The following is a 17,398-nucleotide window of genomic DNA, read 5'->3' on the forward strand; positions in this document are numbered from 1 at the left end:
ACGTGAGATCCTTTTCTGCATACGGCTGGTGCCTTGCACTGATTTTGCTGACGGCCTGTAACCGGAAGGTCTACCTTTTCTCCACCTTCCACGAACCGGCAACGGATGGCCTGCGGCTGGCCTACAGCCGGGATGGCTACCACTGGACTGATCTTGATACAACGTTTCTAAAACCAGCTGTCGACAGCAACGTGATGCGTGACCCGTCCATTGCGCAAGGGCCGGATGGCACCTATCACCTGGTGTTCACCTCCGCATGGAAAGGCACCAAAACCTTTGGCTACGCCAGGTCGAAAGACCTCGTCCACTGGAGTGCACAACGGACCATTCCCGTGATGCAGAACGAGCCCACCACTGTGAATGTGTGGGCACCCGAACTGTTTTACGACGACGAACAAAACCAGTTCATCATCATCTGGGCTTCCACGATCCCCTTCCGTTTTCCCAAAGGACAGGAAGACGAGGCCAACAACCACCGCATGTATTACACCACCACGAAGGATTTTCAAACCTTCTCGCCAACAAAACTCTTTCTCGATCCCGGCTTTAGCGTGATCGACTGCGAGATCGTCAGGCGGGGGAAGAATGATTATGTGCTGGTGTTGAAAGATAACACGAGACCTGCACGAAACATCAAGGTGGCGTTTGCGACCAGTCCGTTAGGTCCCTATACCAAAGCGTCCGAAGCGTTTTCGCCTTCGTTTACCGAAGGACCAACGGTGGCGAAAGTGGGAGAGGATTACCTGATTTATTACGACCAGTACCGCGAAAAGATTTTCGGTGCCATGAAAACAAAAGACTTTAAAACGTTCACCGATGTGACGAAGGAAGTCAGTTTGCCCAAAGGCCACAAGCACGGAACCATTTTCATGGTGAAGAAAAACGTATTGACATCCTTGTTACGGCAAACGCAAAAGGAGAAGAGCGTTCCTTTGCTGAGTAAAAACTGATTTAACCATGAATGAAAAGAACCAGGCTTCGCGCCGCCATTTTATCCGGAATACGACATTGGCCACCACGGCTGCCCTTTCCCTGCCCTCGCTGGTGACATCCGCTTTTGCAGCCGAGCCGGCACGCAAACGAATTTCACTTCAGAAAGAAGATATTATTCTTTTCCAGGGCGACTCGATCACCGATGCCGGCCGCAAAAAAGACGATGCCAATGCGAACGCCGCTTCAGCGCTCGGCAGTGGCTATGCCATGACGGCGGCATCCGAGCTGCTGTACAGGTATGCCGATAAAAACCTGAAGGTCTACAACCGCGGCATCAGCGGGAACAAAGTGTACCAGCTCGCAGAACGCTGGCAGAAAGACTGCCTGGACCTGAAGCCCAATGTGCTCAGCATCCTCATTGGTGTGAACGATTTCTGGCACACGCTGGTCAACAATTACAAGGGCACGATTGACACCTACCGCAACGACCTGACGGCACTGCTGAACCGAACAAAGCAAACCTTGCCGGATGTAAAACTGATCATCGGTGAACCCTTTGCGGTTACAGCCATCAAAGCGGTGGATGAAAAATGGTATCCCGCTTTCAATGACTACCGCACAGCGGCCCGCGAAATAGCGCAGTCGTTTGACGCCGTCTTTATTCCTTACCAGGCTGTGTTCGATAAAGCGCAGCAATCGGCACCCGGCGGTTACTGGACACACGATGGTGTGCATCCTTCACTGGCCGGGGCCCGCCTGATGGCCCATGCTTGGCTGGAAGCGGTGAAGGGATGAGTGATGGGTGGTGAATGGTGAATGGTGAGTTGCACACAGAAATATAAAATAACCAAATAATAAACAACCCGGCCCATCTTCCAAAAGGAGAAAGGACGGGGGTGAGGTATGAACAAATTTTTCAGCATAGCATTTTTGATCAGTTCCTTTTCTGTCTGTGCGCAGGACACGGTTCGCTACATGGGCCATACACTGGTCAATATCGATTATCACCATGGGCAATTGTCGCCGGCTGTGGGTGTGCACAACATCCAGGTCTTCCGGGCCAACCGGGAGCATCCCGAGTGGGCTGGCGGCATCAACTGGACGTACAATCATCAGCCTATGCTGGTGTATTGGAACAATCAGTTTTTCCTGCATTTCCTGAGCGATCCTGTGGGTGAACACGTGCCGCCGGGACAAACGTTTTTGCTCACCTCGAAAGACGGTTACCAGTGGAGCAAGCCGGTGGTGGTCTTTCCGCCGGTGAAAATTCCCGATGGCACCACCAAAGAAGGGCGCACCGAGGTTGCCAAAGATTTGCTTTCGGTGAATCACCAGCGCATGGGGTTTTATGTTTCGAAAAAGACAAATCGTTTGCTGACGCTGGCTTATTACGGCGTGGTGCTTGGTCCCGGCGATGATCCCAATGACGGTCGCGGCATGGGCCGTTCTGTGCGGGAGATTTACAAAAATGGCAGTTTTGGACCCATTTATTTCATCCGCTATAACAAAGGCTGGAACGAAAAAAACACAGCCTATCCCTTTTACACGAAAAGCAAAGACAAAGGTTTTGTGGATGCCTGCAATGAACTGCTGGCCACGCCGCTCCTGATGCAACAATGGGTGGAAGAAGCCGACAGGGACGATCCGTTGATCCCGTTGAAGAAGGATTACAAAGCGTTCAGTTATTATCACCTGCCGGATGGAAGAGTGGTGGGATTATGGAAAAATGCACTAACCTCCGTCAGCAAAGACGAAGGCAAAACCTGGCTTTACAACCCGCTTCGTGCCCCGCAGTTTGTCAACAGCAACGCCAAGATCTGGGGACAAAGAACCAGCGACAGCAAATACGTGACGATTTACAATCCTTCCGAGTTTCGCTGGCCGCTTGCACTTTCTGTAAGCAACGACGGCCTGCATTACAACAACCTGCTTTTGGTAAACGGCGAGATCACCTCCATGCGTTATGGAGGTGCCTACAAATCCTACGGCCCGCAATATGTGCGTGGCATCGTAGAAGGCAACGGCACACCGCCCGACGGCAACATTTGGGTTACGTATAGCATGAACAAGGAAGACATTTGGGTGGCGACCATTCCCGTCCCTGTGCAGGACAACGTGACGGCACACGCCAATGAAGTTTTCAACGACATGCCAGATGGTAAAGAACTGGCGCAATGGAATTACAACAGCGGCCTTTGGACACCGGTTTCCATTGAAAAAACAGGCAGCGGTGCAAAGGCATTGACTCTGCAGGATTGGGACCCCTTCGATTTTGCCAAAGCTGAACGAGTGGTGCCTTCATCAAAGCGGATCGTGACGGAATTTACCATCATCCCGCGACAATCAAACAACGGCTGGCTGGACATTGAATTCCTGGACAGCAAGGGCACACCGGGTGTACGGCTTTCCTTTGATTCAACGGGTAACGTCATTACCAAGGCCGGTTACCGCAACCGGAAATTATTCAGCTACGCCGCTGGCGAAACCTATAAAATCAGGGTTGAACTCAACACGGCAACCCGTTTTTACAACGTAATGGTGAACGGCAAAGCCCTGTCACCCCAACTGTTCTTTGCGCCGTTGGCCAGCATCGACCGTGTGGCATTTCGGACCGGGCATTTGCGCCGCTTTCCTGACGCCGACACGCCAACTGACCAGGATTTCGATTTGCCAAACGCCGGTTCGCAGGACAAAAAAGCAACGTATTACATCACGGCATTTAAAACCGAAAACAAATAAGCACGGACCCGGAAGCTATGTTGAACCGATACAAATTGATCTTGCTCTTTTTTGCATGGCTTGCAGCCGGGAAACTGGCGGCGCAAATGGTCCTGCCGCAGATCATCGGCAACAACATGGTTTTGCAACGAAACAAAGTGGTGCCCATCTGGGGCTATGCCTCACCGGGAGAGAAGGTTACGGTCAGTTTTAGCGGGCAAATAAAACAGGCCATCACGGCCGCAAACGGCCACTGGCAGGTGGTGCTGGATCCGCTTCCGGCTTCCGCAACCCCGCAAACAATGACCATAACAGGCAACACGTTTATTACACTGAAGAACATCCTGATCGGTGAGGTTTGGCTTTGCTCCGGGCAATCGAACATGGAATACACCATGCGTAAAAACAGCAAGGTGGGAAAAGGAGTTGGAGAAGGCCTTGGCCCTGTTGATGAACTGGATTTTGCCAACAACCCGGACATCCGCCTGTTTTTGGTAGACAGGAAGCAACTTCCCAAGCCCGACACCCTGCACATCCGCTGGAGCATTGCCAAAGATTCTGCCCTTCGATCGTTTTCTGCCGCCGCCTATTTTTTTGCCAAAGAGCTGAACCGCCAATTACACGTACCAGTCGGTGTTATTTCGTCGGCAGTACCGGGCAGTGCCATCGAGCCCTGGCTGCCTGGCGCCGTCACCAACGAAAAAGAACTGGCAGAAAATCATCCGCCGGTAAAACTGGACGAGCAACATCCCGGCAAGTTTTATCCAGACATGATTGCACCGCTGTCGCCCTATGCCATCAAAGGATTTCTTTGGTACCAGGGCGAAACAAATTGTTTCCAAAACGAAAGCATTGAGTACACGTACAAGATGCATGCCCTGATTGAAGGCTGGCGGCGGTTGTGGAAGGAACAGAATCTTCCGTTCTTCTATGTGCAGATTGCCCCGTTTTACTATTCACAAAGCGTCGGCAAATACCCGCTGACGAAGGAGACGCTGCCCAAATTCTGGGAGGCACAACGACTGGCACTGAACCTTCCGCATACCGGCATGATCACCACCACAGACCTGATTGATACCGCCACGCAACTTCACCCACCATTCAAATGGGAGATCGGTCGCCGGCTCGCCTTGCTGGCCCTGGCAAAGACCTACGGTAAAGCTCTGGAATATTCCGGACCGGTGTATCAGCGGATGAAAGCAGAAGGCCACAAAATTGAGTTGTCTTTCTCGCATGCAGCCAGCGGGCTGCAAAGCAAAGATGGCAAGCCGTTGAATGGTTTTGAAGTGGCTGGCAGTGATGGAAAGTTTTTGCCAGCGGAAGCAGTGATCAAAGGAAACAAAATCGTTGTCTCGTCGAAAGACGTTCCACATCCCCTTTCCGTGCGGTTTGAATGGAATGAAACCGGCCAGGCGAATTTGTTCAACAAGGATGGACTGCCGGCTGTTCCCTTCCGTACCGATCATCCGCTTCAGTTTATCAGCACATTGCTTGTGGCCGTTAAGAATAACCAAGAATGAGGGCCTTTTTACGATATGGAGTTTTGTTCCTGATCGGTCTTTTTTGCAACCGGGCATTCGGGCAGTCAACAGAGATCAAATACCTCTCCGGCACCGGCAACGACCACACAGTTAGCTGGCAATTCTATTGCACCGGTGGCATGAACGCCGGCCAATGGACAACCATCCCTGTGCCTTCCTGCTGGGAACTCCAGGGTTTTGGCAAATACGACTACGGCTTTGCCAAAGACAGCATTCGCGGGAAAGAAAAAGGCCTGTACAAATACAGCTTCTCGGTTCCGGCTGCATGGAAAAACAAGGTTATCAATCTTTGTTTTGAAGGGGTGATGACCGATGCAGCGGTAAAGGTGAACGGACGGCCCGCAGGCGCCATTCACCAGGGCGCTTTCTATGCCTTCAAATATGATGTGTCTTCATTGCTGAAATACGACGCAGCAAATCTGCTGGAGGTCACCGTTGCCAAACACTCCGCCAATCCCTCGGTGAATGAAGCGGAACGCAGGGCTGACTTCTGGATTTTTGGCGGCATATTTCGTCCTGTTTTCCTCGAAGCCTTGCCACAGGAACACATTGCCCAGGTAGCCGTTGATGCAAAAGCAAACGGTAAGCTCACCACTGAGGTTTCCACCAAAGGAGGCGACCGGTTGTCCCTCCAGCTTTTTAACGCAAATGGAAAAGCGCTAGGCAAAAAGGTTTCAACGGCTGTATCATCCAACAAGGCTTTATTGACCTCAACGTTTTTTTCGCCCAAATTGTGGTCGCCGGAATTTCCCAACCTGTACAAAGCCGTTTTTACACTTTACAAAAAAGGCAAGCCCGTTCATACGGTTAGCAAAAAGATTGGCTTTCGCACCGTTGAGGTAAAGCAACGTGACGGGTTCTACGTTAACGGCGTGAAAGTGAAAATGAAAGGTGTCAATCGTCATTCGTTCTGGCCTACCAGCGGACGAACCATCAGCAAAGCGCTGAGCATCGAAGACGTGCAGCTGATGAAGGACATGAACATGAATGCCGTTCGCATGTCGCACTATCCGCCCGACGATCATTTTCTTGATGTTTGTGATTCGCTGGGACTTTTCGTGATGGACGAACTGGCCGGTTGGCATGGGCACTACGACACACCCACCGGCACAAAGCTCTTGAAGGAAATGATTGCACACGATGGCAATCATCCGTCCATCGTGATTTGGTCAAACGGCAACGAAGGTGGTCATAACCGGGAACTGGATACGTTGTTTACAACCGACGATCTTCAAAAGCGTCCCGTTGTTCATCCCTGGGAACTGTTTGGCGGCTTTGATACGCAGCACTACCGCGAATACAACTACGGCATCGGCAACTACGAAGCGGGTCATGCGATCGTAATGCCGACCGAGTTTTTGCACGGACAGTTTGATGGCGGGCACGGTGCAGGGCTTGAAGATTACTGGGAAAAGATGTGGCAAAACCCGCTCAGCGCCGGCGGCTTTCTGTGGGACTTTGCCGACGAAGGCGTTGTTCGAAAAGACAAGCATGACTCCATTGATACCGACAAGTTTCGCGGTGCCGACGGCATTGTCGGTCCCTTCCACGAAAAGGAAGGCAGCTATTATGCCATCAAAGAAATCTGGAGCCCCGTGTATTTCGAAAAGCGGGAGATCACACCTGCGTTTGACGGCTCCTTCACCGTTGAAAACCGTTACCATTTTACCAACCTTTCCCAGTGCCGCTTTGAATGGCAACTGAAGAAGCTGCAGGATCTTTCGGCGCATAATTCCAAAGGCGTTATTCCTTCACCCAACATCAAGCCTTTACAAAAAGGCGTGCTGAAAGTTGTGTTGCCCAAAACATGGCGGGAGTACGATGTGTTGCATGTTTCAGCCTTTGGTCCGGATGGCAGGTTGATTTACAAGTGGAGTTTTCCCCTAACGAAACCGGCAGAAATCGCTGCGGCAGTTTTAAAAACAAAAGCAGCCGGCAAAGTGTCGATTGCGGAACAGGACTCGGTCTACTTTATTACGGTAAACGGTATCAGCATCCGGCTGAACAAACGCACCGGTACCTTGCTCGAAGCAAGAAACGAACAGGGTGCTTTCCCGTTGACGAACGGCCCTGTCGTGCAGGAAGGCGCCAACAATTTTGCCGGCTTCACACATCGTTATGACGGCGATACGCTTCTTGTCGAATCAGCCTTTGACCGGAAAAAAAGCTACAATACGCTGCAATGGAAGATTTATCCGTCCGGCCTTATCAAAACGCAGGTACGCTATTTTCCTTCGGAATATTTCACCTGGTTTGACGGGGTGAATTTTTCATTTCCGGAAAAAGAGATCAAAGCTGTTGAGTACATGGGCAGCGGTCCTTATCGTGTTTGGAAGAACCGGATGAAGGGGACCACCTTCGGTGTTTGGAAAAAAGAGTACAACAATACAGAGACCGGCGAAAGCTGGAACTACCCGGAGTTCAAAGGTTATCATTCCAAGATCTACTGGTGCAAATTCATCACCACGTCACAGCCGTTTACGGTTTACACCGAAAACGAAGATCTTTTCCTGCGCCTGTTCACGCCGGCGTATAAAACAGACCAATGGCACAACTATGAGCCGCTGTTTCCTTCCGGTGATATTTCGTTCATGCAGGGCATTCCCAGCATCGGTTCCAAAACCCAGCGGGCCGAAACGACCGGGCCGATGGGGATGAAAAATATTTTTTACGATTACGAAAAGGAGCCTTCCCGGGCCCTGCAACTCACCCTATATTTTGATTTCAGAACCGAAAAAGCAAAGCAGCCATAGACCATGAAAAAAGGGGCTTGCCATATTGTTTTGTTTGTGCTGCTGTTCGTTTGCTGTGGACAGGCATTTGCTTTCGATGGGTTGTGGGTCGGAAATCTCCGGTGCGAAATGCTGGACAACCCGAAAGGTATTGACGCAACCCAACCGCGATTTAGCTGGCAGGCATCCGTCGAAGACCGCGGCATGAAGCAGACCGCTTACCAGGTCATTGTTGCGTCTTCGTTGCGCAAACTGGCGAGCAACGAAGGCGACTTGTGGAATTCCGGTAAAGTGGCGTCCGATCAGTCCATCCTCGTCGCCTACGCTGGCAAGCCGCTGCAAAGCCGGCAGAACTGTTTCTGGAAAGTGCAGGTGTGGACAAACGATGGTGAAGTGGGATGGAGCCAGCCCGCTTCATTCAGCATCGGCCTGTTGAAGCCTTCCGACTGGAATGCAAAATGGATCGGTTTGGATCGTGCCTTTCCCTGGGACAGCATGAGCAAGTTTGCGCGGCTGTCGGCACGCTATTTCCGGAAAGAAGTGCAGTTGAGCAAGATCGTAAAAAAAGCAACGGTTTATATAGCGGGTTTAGGTCTTTATGAGTTCTACGTCAATGGGCAAAAGATCGGCGACCAGGTGCTGGCTCCGCCGCCAACCGATTACGGCAAACGGGTTTTGTACAACACCTTTGATGTGACGTCACAACTGAAACAAGGCCAAAACGCACTGGCGACAGTGTTGGGCAACGGCCGTTTTTTCACCATGCGCCAGAATTACAAGCCCAAGAAATGGCACACCTTCGGCTTCCCGAAACTGCTGTTGCAACTGGAGGTTGAATTCAGCGATGGCACCAGGCAAGTGGTCATGAGCGATGGGACCTGGAAAGCGACAGCAGACGGGCCGATCCGCACCAACAATGAATACGACGGCGAGGAATACGATGCCACGAAGGAATTGACTGGATGGGACAAAATTGGGTACGATGATCACAATTGGTTGAAAGCAGAAATTGTCAAAGCACCCGGTGGAATGTTGGTGGCGCAAATGAATACACCGATGAAAGTGATGGAGACAATAAAACCCGTTTCCATCAAGCAGCTTTCGAATAACAAATACATCCTGGACATGGGACAGAATATGGCGGGATGGCTGAAACTGAAGACGAAGGGAAAACGCGGCGACAGGATCATCCTGCGCTTTGCCGAAAGCCTGCAGCCCAATGGTGAACTGTATACCGCCAATCTGCGTGACGCCATCGTAACCGATGTGTACACGCGAAAAGGTGACGGAGAGGAAACCTGGTGTCCGACCTTTGTTTTTCACGGTTTCCGTTATGCTGAGATCACCGGTTATCCGGGTGTTCCAACGACGAATGATTTTGTTGGCGAAGTCGTGTATGATGACCTGAAAACAACCGGAACACTGGAAACATCCAGCGAGATCATTAACCAGATTCACCGGAATGCATTTTGGGGCGTTCGCAGCAATTATAAAGGCATGCCCATCGACTGCCCCCAGCGCAACGAACGCCAGCCCTGGCTCGGCGACCGGACCATGGGCGCTTATGGTGAAAGCTTTTTGTTCGACAACGGCAGGCTCTATGCAAAGTGGCTCGATGACATTGCCGATGCGCAAACACTGGAAGGAAGCATTCCCGATGTGGCGCCCAGCTTCTGGTACTATTACAAAGACAACATGACCTGGCCCGGTGCCTTCCTGACCATTTCCGACATGCTCTACCGGCAGTACGGCGATGTAAAACCCATACAAAAACATTATCCGGCCATGAAAAAATGGATGATGTACATGAAGGGGAAATACATGACGAAAGAAGGCATCGTCACCAAGGACAGCTACGGCGACTGGTGTGTGCCGCCGGAAGCGCCGGAACTGATTCACAGCAAGGACTCCACCCGCAACACCGACCCGCAACTGATCGCAACAGCCTATTATTCCTATTTCTGCGGAGTGATGCAACGCTTTGCAAAGCTGACAGGGAATACGCAGGATATCACACTGTTTGAGACGGATGCGCAACGGGTAAAAGAAGCCTTCAATAAAAAGTTTTACCGGCAAAGCATGGCCCGTTACAGCAACAATACTGTAACGGCTAATTTGCTGCCGCTGGCATTTGGCTTGGTACCTGCCAGCGACACACAGAAGGTATTTCAGAATATCGTTGATAAGATCATGCGGGAGAACGGGGGACACATCAGCACCGGCGTCATTGGCACGCAGTGGCTCATGCGCTGGCTGACAATGTTTGGTCGTTCAGACATCGCCTATCAACTGGCCAGCAATACAACCTATCCGAGTTGGGGTTACATGGTAAAAAATGGCGCGACAACCATTTGGGAACTCTGGAACGGCAACACTGCCAACCCGGCCATGAACTCGCAAAACCACGTGATGCTGCTCGGCGACTTGCTGATCTGGCTTTATGAAAATCTTGGCGGCATCCAATCGGACACCACAGAGGTGGGTTTCAAAAAGATCATCATGAAGCCTTCGTTTGTGGCTGATTTAAGTTTTGTCAATGCCTCGTATCAATCGCCTTATGGCACCATCAAAATCAATTGGAAGCGGGATGGTGAAAACCTGTCATGGCAGATCAGCGTTCCGGGAAATGCAACGGCGATTGTCTATGTGCCGGCAACATCTACAGACGATGTGAAGGAAAGAGGCCAGGCAGTGGCCAAAGCCGCCGGTGTTCAGTTTTTGCGCATGGAAAAAGGATGTGCCGTGCTCCAAGTCGGCAGCGGTCATTATTCATTTACAACCCAAGCAAAAAACCCTTTTTAGATGAGAAAGAAACCATACATGTACATTCTCGGTGCGGCATTCTTTATGAGTGTGGCCACAGTTCACGCACAAACCGGAAATGGTGCAGTCATTCCGGTGAAACAAACGACAGAAGATGCCAGGGCAAAGTCTGATGCGGAGATAGACAAAAAAGCAACGGAATGGGTTGTTGGTTTAACCCTGAATGACGCGGCCAAAGAACAGCGGGTTGTTTCCGCTATTGCCAGGCATCTGAAAGCTGTTCGCGACTGGCACAACGAGCACCCGGCGGTTACGGTTCCTGCCGGCATCAACCCGGCAACCGGCAACAAATTATCGGAACTGGACCGGCAGGTTATTGCCAGTTCAGCTATTCCCAACATGGTGCACGAAGAGCTGATGACGGTTTTAAAAGCGGAGTTATCGCCGGAGCAGGTGGACGCCATTCTCGACAAATACACCATCGGCAAGGTGGCCTTTACGCTGAAAGGTTACAAAGCCATCGTACCTGATTTGACTGCCGAAGAAGAAGCAAAGATTCTCGGCAACCTGAAACAGGCACGGGAGCAGGCCATCGACTACAAAAGCATGAAAGAGATCTCCGCCATATTTGAGATCTACAAAACCAAATGCGAACAATACCTCAACGGCAACGGCCGCAACTGGCATGCATTGTTCAAGGCTTATGTAGACAAAGTCAAAAAAGAGAAAGCACAAAAGCAGTCGAACTAATCAACGCAGCAAGTCTAAAATGAACAAAGTAATTACAATCATCGCCTTCTTTCTGCTGTTTGTTTGCAGTCAGTCGGAGGCGCAGCTGAGCAAATGGCAAAAGGGCATTCTGGTCGATGAATTCATATTCGATACCGCTTCCTTTCCCGAATCGCATGCTGCAACCATTGCGGAGACACCAAAGGGTTTGATTGCAGCCTGGTTTGGCGGTACGAAAGAACGGAACCCCGACGTGGAAATTTGGATCAGCAGGAGAGAAGGCAATCACTGGACAAAACCTATCTCTGTGGCGAACGGCATTGTCAAAGACTCGCTGCGCTATCCCACCTGGAACCCCGTTTTGTACCAGGTGCCAAACGGAAACCTGCTTTTGTTTTACAAGATTGGTCCGAGCCCCGGCACCTGGAAGGGCTGGATGAAAACATCGAAAGACAATGGCGTCACCTGGTCCACTGCCAAAGCCTTACCCGAAGGCTTTATCGGCCCGGTAAAAAACAAACCGGTGATGCTCTCAAACGGCGTGTTGCTCTCTCCCTCGAGCAAGGAAGGAAAAGGCTGGACCGTGCATTTTGAAGCATCGCCGGATTCGGGAAGGACATGGCAGATGATCGGTCCTATCAACGACGGTAAAACCACCAACGCCATTCAGCCTTCCGTTCTACTTTATCCAAAAGGGAAACTGCAAATCCTGGCGAGAAGCAAGGACAGGGCCGTGGTGCAGGCCTGGAGTACCGACAACGGCAAAACCTGGTCGGACCTGACACCGACGTGCCTTCCCAACAACAATTCGGGAACCGACGCCGTGACATTAAAAGACGGACGGCAGTTAATTGTTTATAACCACGTGCTGCCGCCTGCTGATGCCAAAAATGGCAAAGGCGCACGAACGCCGTTGAACATTGCCTATTCAAAAGACGGAACAACCTGGTACGCTGCGTTGATCCTGGAAGATTCACCCATTAGCCAGTATTCGTATCCGTCAATTATTCAAAGCAAGGACGGGATGGTGCACGTGGTGTACACCTGGCGCCGCAAAAAAATCAAGTACGTGAAGATTGACCCGGCGAAATTGAAGGGTATCAAAATTGAAAACGGGCAATGGCCTGCGCTGAAGGGGTATCAAACGCCATCAGGAGCCGTTGTCACAAATGAGTAGCCATGAAAAGAGTGCTGTTGTTCCACTTGCGTATTAGTTTTCTTTCCCCAAAAAAGGTCTTGTTATGGCTTTGTCTTTTTGCCTGCGTCAGCCATTCGTTTGCGCAAACATCGGATGATCAGTTCCGGCTTCCGCTGAAAACCGTGATCACGGAAATCAGCAACAGGTACGGTGTGGCCATCCGCTACCCCGAAGACCTGGTGAAGGACAAATGGGTCACGTTTGCCGAATGGCGCTACCGTCCCGACCTTGAGCAAACACTTTTCAATGTGCTGACATCGCAAGACCTCACTTTCGCCAAAGAAGGCGAAAAAAAATACAAGCTCCAGGCCTATCAATATCATTTAAAAACAGTGGAAGAAGGGAAGGCACAAATGGCATTCCTCTCTTCATTATACAACGACGTGCAGAGTTGGCAACGCCGCAAGGATTCGCTGCGTCGTTGCTTTTGGTCGGCACTCCGGCTGACGCATCTGCCACAAAAGCCCGCATCGAAGCCGATCGTTACGGCTGTACGAAAATTTGCCGGTTACACGGTGCAAAACATTGCGCTGGAAACCCTTCCCGGTGTGTATGTCTGCGGGTCGCTCTATCGTCCACTGAACGAAAAAGGAAAGTTACCGGTCGTGTTAAATCCTGATGGCCATTTTTCAAAGGGTCGTTACCGGGAGGACTGCCAGTACCGTTGTGCCATGCAGGCAAAGATGGGCGCACTTGCTTTTAGCTATGATCTTTTTGGCTGGGAAGGTGAATCCATTTTACAGATCGACCCGAAAGACCACAGGAGGAGCCTTGTGCAGAGTATCCAGGTGCTGAGCGCCGAACGCATTTTGGATTACCTGCTTTCGCTGAAAGAGGCCGATCCGGCCCGTGTAGCCATTACCGGTGCTTCGGGCGGCGGCAGTCAAACGATGCTGATGACCGCTCTGGACGATAGGATCACACTGAGTGTGCCCGCGGCAATGCTTTCGTCCTATCACAGTGGCGGTTGTCCCTGCGAAAGCGGCATGGGTATTCACTTGTGCGGTGGCGGTACCAACAACGCTGAAATCGCCTCTATGGCAGCACCGCGTCCGCAACTGGTCGTGTCGGATGGCGGCGACTGGACACAACACGTGCCCGAAAATGAATTTCCTTTTTTGCAAAGGATCTACGGTTTCTATGGTAAAACCGGGGCCGTGCAAAATGCACACTTTGCTACCGACAAACATGATTACGGCATCAACAAACGCAAAGCGATGTATGCATTCCTGGCCAAGCAATTTGGTTTGAATGCCGGTAAAATCAAAAATGCACAAGGTGAGTTTGATGAATCAGGTGTTACGATTGAAAACGAAAATGCGTTGAAAGTGTTTGGTGACAAAGGAGAGAACCTGCCATCTACTGCGGTGAAAGGGTTTGATGCCGTAACAAAAGTTTTTACTGATGCCGTTGCGGCTACCGCCAACGCTGACGCGTATGATTTTTCATCGCAGCGGTACAAGGTCGCTGTGGTGGACCTCATGATCCTCAAACGACAGAAGCTGGGCGCCTTTCCGCTCACCAAAGAAATTGGGGCCGATGGTGTGGAGGTTGACATGGGTGGCCTGGGCAACCGACCGACGTTTGACAACAAGTTACTGGTTGACTCCGTAAGGCATCAATTTTTGTCGAAAGCGGTTGAACTCGACCTGCAGATTCCTTCTCTGGGCATGACCGGTTATTATGCGCAGTCGTTTTGCCAGCGGGAACAGTTTGTTCAGTCGATAAAGGATTGCATCAGCACCATGAAGGCCATGAACGTAAAAATTGCGTTTCTCCCGCTGGGTATTCAGTGCGACCTGGTGCAGAGACCCGAACTGCGTGATTCTGTCGTTCGCCGCCTGAGACTGGCCGGCTCAATGGCGGAGCAGGCGGGTGTTGTCATCGGCATTGAAACGGCGCTGGATGCTGCAGGTGAAAAGAAGTTGCTGAAGGAGATTGGCTCGCCGGCGGTCAGGAGTTATTTCAACTTTTCAAATGCATTAAAGAACGGCCGTGACCTCAACAAGGAACTGGAGATACTGGGCCGCGACATGATCGTACAAATTCATTGCACGGACGACGATGGCGTTTGGCTGCAAAACAACACAAGGCTGATGATGCGCGGGGTAAAAAAGACATTGGATAAAATGGGCTGGCGGGGCTGGCTGGTGATTGAGCGGTCAAGGGATGCCAACGATCCGCTCAACGTAAAAAAGAACTTTAGTGCAAATGCCGCCTATGTCAAATCTATTTTTCAGCAACCGGCAATAAAGTAATGAAGCAACCGTCGAGCATCCTCTTCCTGCTTTTTTTTCCATTCGTTTCGTGGTCGCAAATCTACGTGGCACCCAACGGCGCGGACAGCAATGCCGGCACACAGGCCAGCCCGGTGGCATCTGTTGCCATGGCTTTGCGCAAAGCAAGGGAGTGGCGCCGGCTGCATGATCCTGCGGCGGCCAACGGCCTTCACATCTACGTTGCCAATGGCATTTACCACCTGAGCGAACCGCTGTTCATCCGGCCGGAAGATGCCGGAACGGAAACGGGTGTCACCACGATCGAAGCCCTGCCGGGTGCTAAACCTGTGCTGAGCGGCGGCATCAATGTCGGCGGATGGAAGAAACTAACCACACCTGTAAAAGCACTGTCCAAAAAAGCGCAGCAACAGGTATGGGTAACCGATGCACCAACCGTTAGCGGGCAATGGCTCGACTTTCGGCAGTTGTGGGTAAACGATGCAAAAGCCGTCAGGGCCAGGGACAGGGACGAGGCTCACCTCCACCGCATTCTTTCCTGGAACAAAAAAACAGGGCAGTGCTGGATTCCCAAGCCGGCTGTTCCTCTTTCCGGCATCAACGGGCTGGAGTTTTTTATTCACCAGTGGTGGGCAATCGCCGTGTTGCGGGTTAAGTCTGTTGACGTAAAAGGCGACAGTGCGCTCCTCAGTTTTTACCAGCCTGAAAGTCGTATCCAATCGGAGCATCCCTGGCCGTCACCCTGGATTTCTTCCGAAACCGGGAACTCCGCTTTTTACCTCAGTAATATCCTCGAGTTCCTGGACGAGCCGGGAGAGTGGTACCTCGACAAAACAGCCCACAGGCTTTACTACTGGCCGCGGGCCGGAGAAAACCTGAACACCGCAACCGTGGTGGCACCGGTATTGGAAACCCTGGTGAAGGCCGAAGGAACACCTGAACGAAATCTTTCCTCCATCCACTTTAAAGGCATCTCGTTTCAACATACAACCTGGATGCGTCCTTCGCAACAGGGACACGTGGCGCTACAGGCCGGCATGTATCTGCTCGATGCCTACAAATTGAAAGTACCGGGAACACCGGAAAAGAAAACGCTGGAAAACCAGGCCTGGGTGGGACGTCCGGCAGCGGCCGTGAACCTGCGTTACGCAACCAATATCCAGTTTGAAAACTGCCGTTTTGAACACCTGGCCTCGACGGCACTTGATGCGGAAAAAGGTGTAAGGAACGCTCTTTTTCGGGGTAATGTTTTCAAGGATATTGGGGGTTCGGCTTTTGTTGCCGGTGTGTTCTCCGATGAAGCCATGGAAACGCACCTGCCTTACAGTCCGGCCGATAAAAGGGAGGTCACCGAAGGCATCACCATTAGCAACAACGTCATCACCAATGCCGCCAATGAAGACTGGGGCTGTGTGGGCATTGCCGCCGGCTTTGTCAAAGAGACCACTATCGCACACAACGATCTGTCCGAACTTCCCTATACGGGTATTTCACTGGGCTGGGGCTGGACAAATGCGGCCAACGCCATGCAGAACAACAAGATCATTGGCAATCGGATCGTCCGGTACGGACGGCAGATGTACGATGTGGCCGGCATATACACGCTGAGTGCACAACCGGCCTCGCTGATCGCCGAAAATTATATCGACAGCATCTACAAAGCGCCGTATGCCCACCTGCCGCATCATTGGTTTTATCTCTATACCGATGAGGGTTCTTCCGGCATCACCGTAAAAAACAATTGGACACCATCAGAAAAGTTTTTACAGAATGCCAACGGCCCGGGCAATGTGTGGGAGAACAACGGACCCGCCGTTGCCGACAGCATCCGGCAAAAGGCCGGTGTACAGGAGCCGTTTCGTTCCTTGCTGCAGGAGAAAGTTGCCGTCAACAATAAGCAGGCCATCAACCATGAATTACCGGTGATCGTCGAGGTGATCAACAAGCCCGGGCAACCGGTAAACCTTGACACCCTGAAACGCGTACTTGCCGAAAATGGCATCGCATCACCGGCCCTGTACCAATGGAAACATCACGTGGTGCTGTTCAACAAGGTCAGTGACGCGGCCGTGTTGCAGGGGCGGCTGGCAAAAGCCTTTCCCGGCGCACAGGTAAAGCTTTACGACAATGCTTTTTATGAGTTCAACCGACAGCGCTGCAGTGACACCGGTACGGCGAGGGAGTGGGGCCATGTTTTGCTGACCGCCAACCTGGTTGCCGATCCCAAAATGCAAAAGGAATATCTCGATTACCATGCGACGCAATTCGAGCAGTGGCCCGAGTTGTCAAAGGGCTTTTGCAACGCCGATTTTCAGCAATTGCTGGTGTACAAAAATGGACGTCAGTTGATGCTGGTGATCAGCATACCTAAAGGCGCAAGCCTCGACCAATTGAACCCCAAAACAACGGAGAACAACCCAAAAGTGGTCCAGTGGAACAACCTGATGAAAAAATACCAGGAAGGAATTGAAGGCACAGCGCCGGGTGAAGGTTGGGTGTTTTTGAAAAAAGTGAGTAGTGAGTAATGAGTGGTGAAATAACGAATAG

10 protein-coding genes are annotated in these 17,398 nt (G+C 51.4%); all 10 read left to right on the plus strand.

Annotated elements, in window-relative coordinates; translation table 11 throughout:
* The first annotated feature begins 2 nt into the window (after positions 1–2).
* The 10 genes from D6024_RS18300 (at position 3) to D6024_RS18350 (ending at position 17,376) form a co-directional block, all read left to right on the plus strand.
* Positions 3–950, plus strand: coding sequence for a glycoside hydrolase family 43 protein (locus D6024_RS18300; protein WP_240410078.1), 948 nt, complete (start codon positions 3–5; stop codon positions 948–950).
* 7 nt (positions 951–957) lie between these two features.
* Positions 958–1,728: an SGNH/GDSL hydrolase family protein gene (locus D6024_RS18305; RefSeq protein ID WP_121356201.1), complete on the plus strand. Its 771-nt coding sequence runs from the start codon at positions 958–960 to the stop codon at positions 1,726–1,728.
* A 108-nt stretch (positions 1,729–1,836) separates the two neighbouring features.
* Entirely contained in the window at positions 1,837–3,672 is a 1,836-nt protein-coding gene (locus tag D6024_RS18310) for an exo-alpha-sialidase (protein ID WP_121356202.1), read from the plus strand.
* A 35-nt stretch (positions 3,673–3,707) separates the two neighbouring features.
* Positions 3,708–5,171, plus strand: coding sequence for a sialate O-acetylesterase (locus D6024_RS18315; RefSeq protein WP_240410079.1), 1,464 nt, complete (start codon positions 3,708–3,710; stop codon positions 5,169–5,171).
* A complete protein-coding gene (locus D6024_RS18320) occupies positions 5,168–7,945 on the plus strand; it encodes a glycoside hydrolase family 2 protein (RefSeq protein ID WP_121356203.1) in 2,778 nt (925 codons plus the stop codon). The genes D6024_RS18315 and D6024_RS18320 overlap by 4 nt, the downstream gene beginning before the upstream one ends.
* Positions 7,946–7,948: 3 nt before the next feature.
* A complete protein-coding gene (locus tag D6024_RS18325) occupies positions 7,949–10,726 on the plus strand; it encodes an alpha-L-rhamnosidase (protein ID WP_121356204.1) in 2,778 nt (925 codons plus the stop codon).
* On the plus strand, positions 10,727–11,437 hold the full coding sequence (locus D6024_RS18330) for a DUF3826 domain-containing protein (RefSeq protein ID WP_121356205.1): 711 nt from the start codon (positions 10,727–10,729) through the stop codon (positions 11,435–11,437).
* 19 nt (positions 11,438–11,456) lie between these two features.
* The gene (locus D6024_RS18335) at positions 11,457–12,593 is read left to right on the plus strand and encodes a sialidase family protein (protein WP_121356206.1); all 1,137 of its coding nucleotides are present in this window, start codon (positions 11,457–11,459) and stop codon (positions 12,591–12,593) included.
* Positions 12,594–12,595: 2 nt separating this feature from the next.
* Positions 12,596–14,872: a TIM barrel protein gene (locus tag D6024_RS27310; protein WP_240410080.1), complete on the plus strand. Its 2,277-nt coding sequence runs from the start codon at positions 12,596–12,598 to the stop codon at positions 14,870–14,872.
* Positions 14,872–17,376 carry an L-rhamnose mutarotase gene (locus tag D6024_RS18350; RefSeq protein WP_121356207.1) on the plus strand — a complete coding sequence of 835 codons (2,505 nt, stop codon included), beginning with the start codon at positions 14,872–14,874 and terminating at the stop codon, positions 17,374–17,376. Before D6024_RS27310 ends, D6024_RS18350 begins: the two co-directional genes overlap by 1 nt.
* Positions 17,377–17,398 lie beyond the last annotated feature (22 nt).

The organism is Flavisolibacter nicotianae, from assembly GCF_003628535.1.
GTDB lineage: Bacteria > Bacteroidota > Bacteroidia > Chitinophagales > Chitinophagaceae > Flavisolibacter > Flavisolibacter nicotianae.

Coding starts and splice junctions, on each gene's coding strand:
- D6024_RS18305 (WP_121356201.1), top strand. CDS start 958: ATGAATGAAAAGAACCAGGCTTCGCGCCGCCATTTTATCCGGAATACG.
- D6024_RS18310 (WP_121356202.1), top strand. CDS start 1,837: ATGAACAAATTTTTCAGCATAGCATTTTTGATCAGTTCCTTTTCTGTC.
- D6024_RS18320 (WP_121356203.1), top strand. CDS start 5,168: ATGAGGGCCTTTTTACGATATGGAGTTTTGTTCCTGATCGGTCTTTTT.
- D6024_RS18325 (WP_121356204.1), top strand. CDS start 7,949: ATGAAAAAAGGGGCTTGCCATATTGTTTTGTTTGTGCTGCTGTTCGTT.
- D6024_RS18330 (WP_121356205.1), top strand. CDS start 10,727: ATGAGAAAGAAACCATACATGTACATTCTCGGTGCGGCATTCTTTATG.
- D6024_RS18335 (WP_121356206.1), top strand. CDS start 11,457: ATGAACAAAGTAATTACAATCATCGCCTTCTTTCTGCTGTTTGTTTGC.
- D6024_RS27310 (WP_240410080.1), top strand. CDS start 12,596: ATGAAAAGAGTGCTGTTGTTCCACTTGCGTATTAGTTTTCTTTCCCCA.
- D6024_RS18350 (WP_121356207.1), top strand. CDS start 14,872: ATGAAGCAACCGTCGAGCATCCTCTTCCTGCTTTTTTTTCCATTCGTT.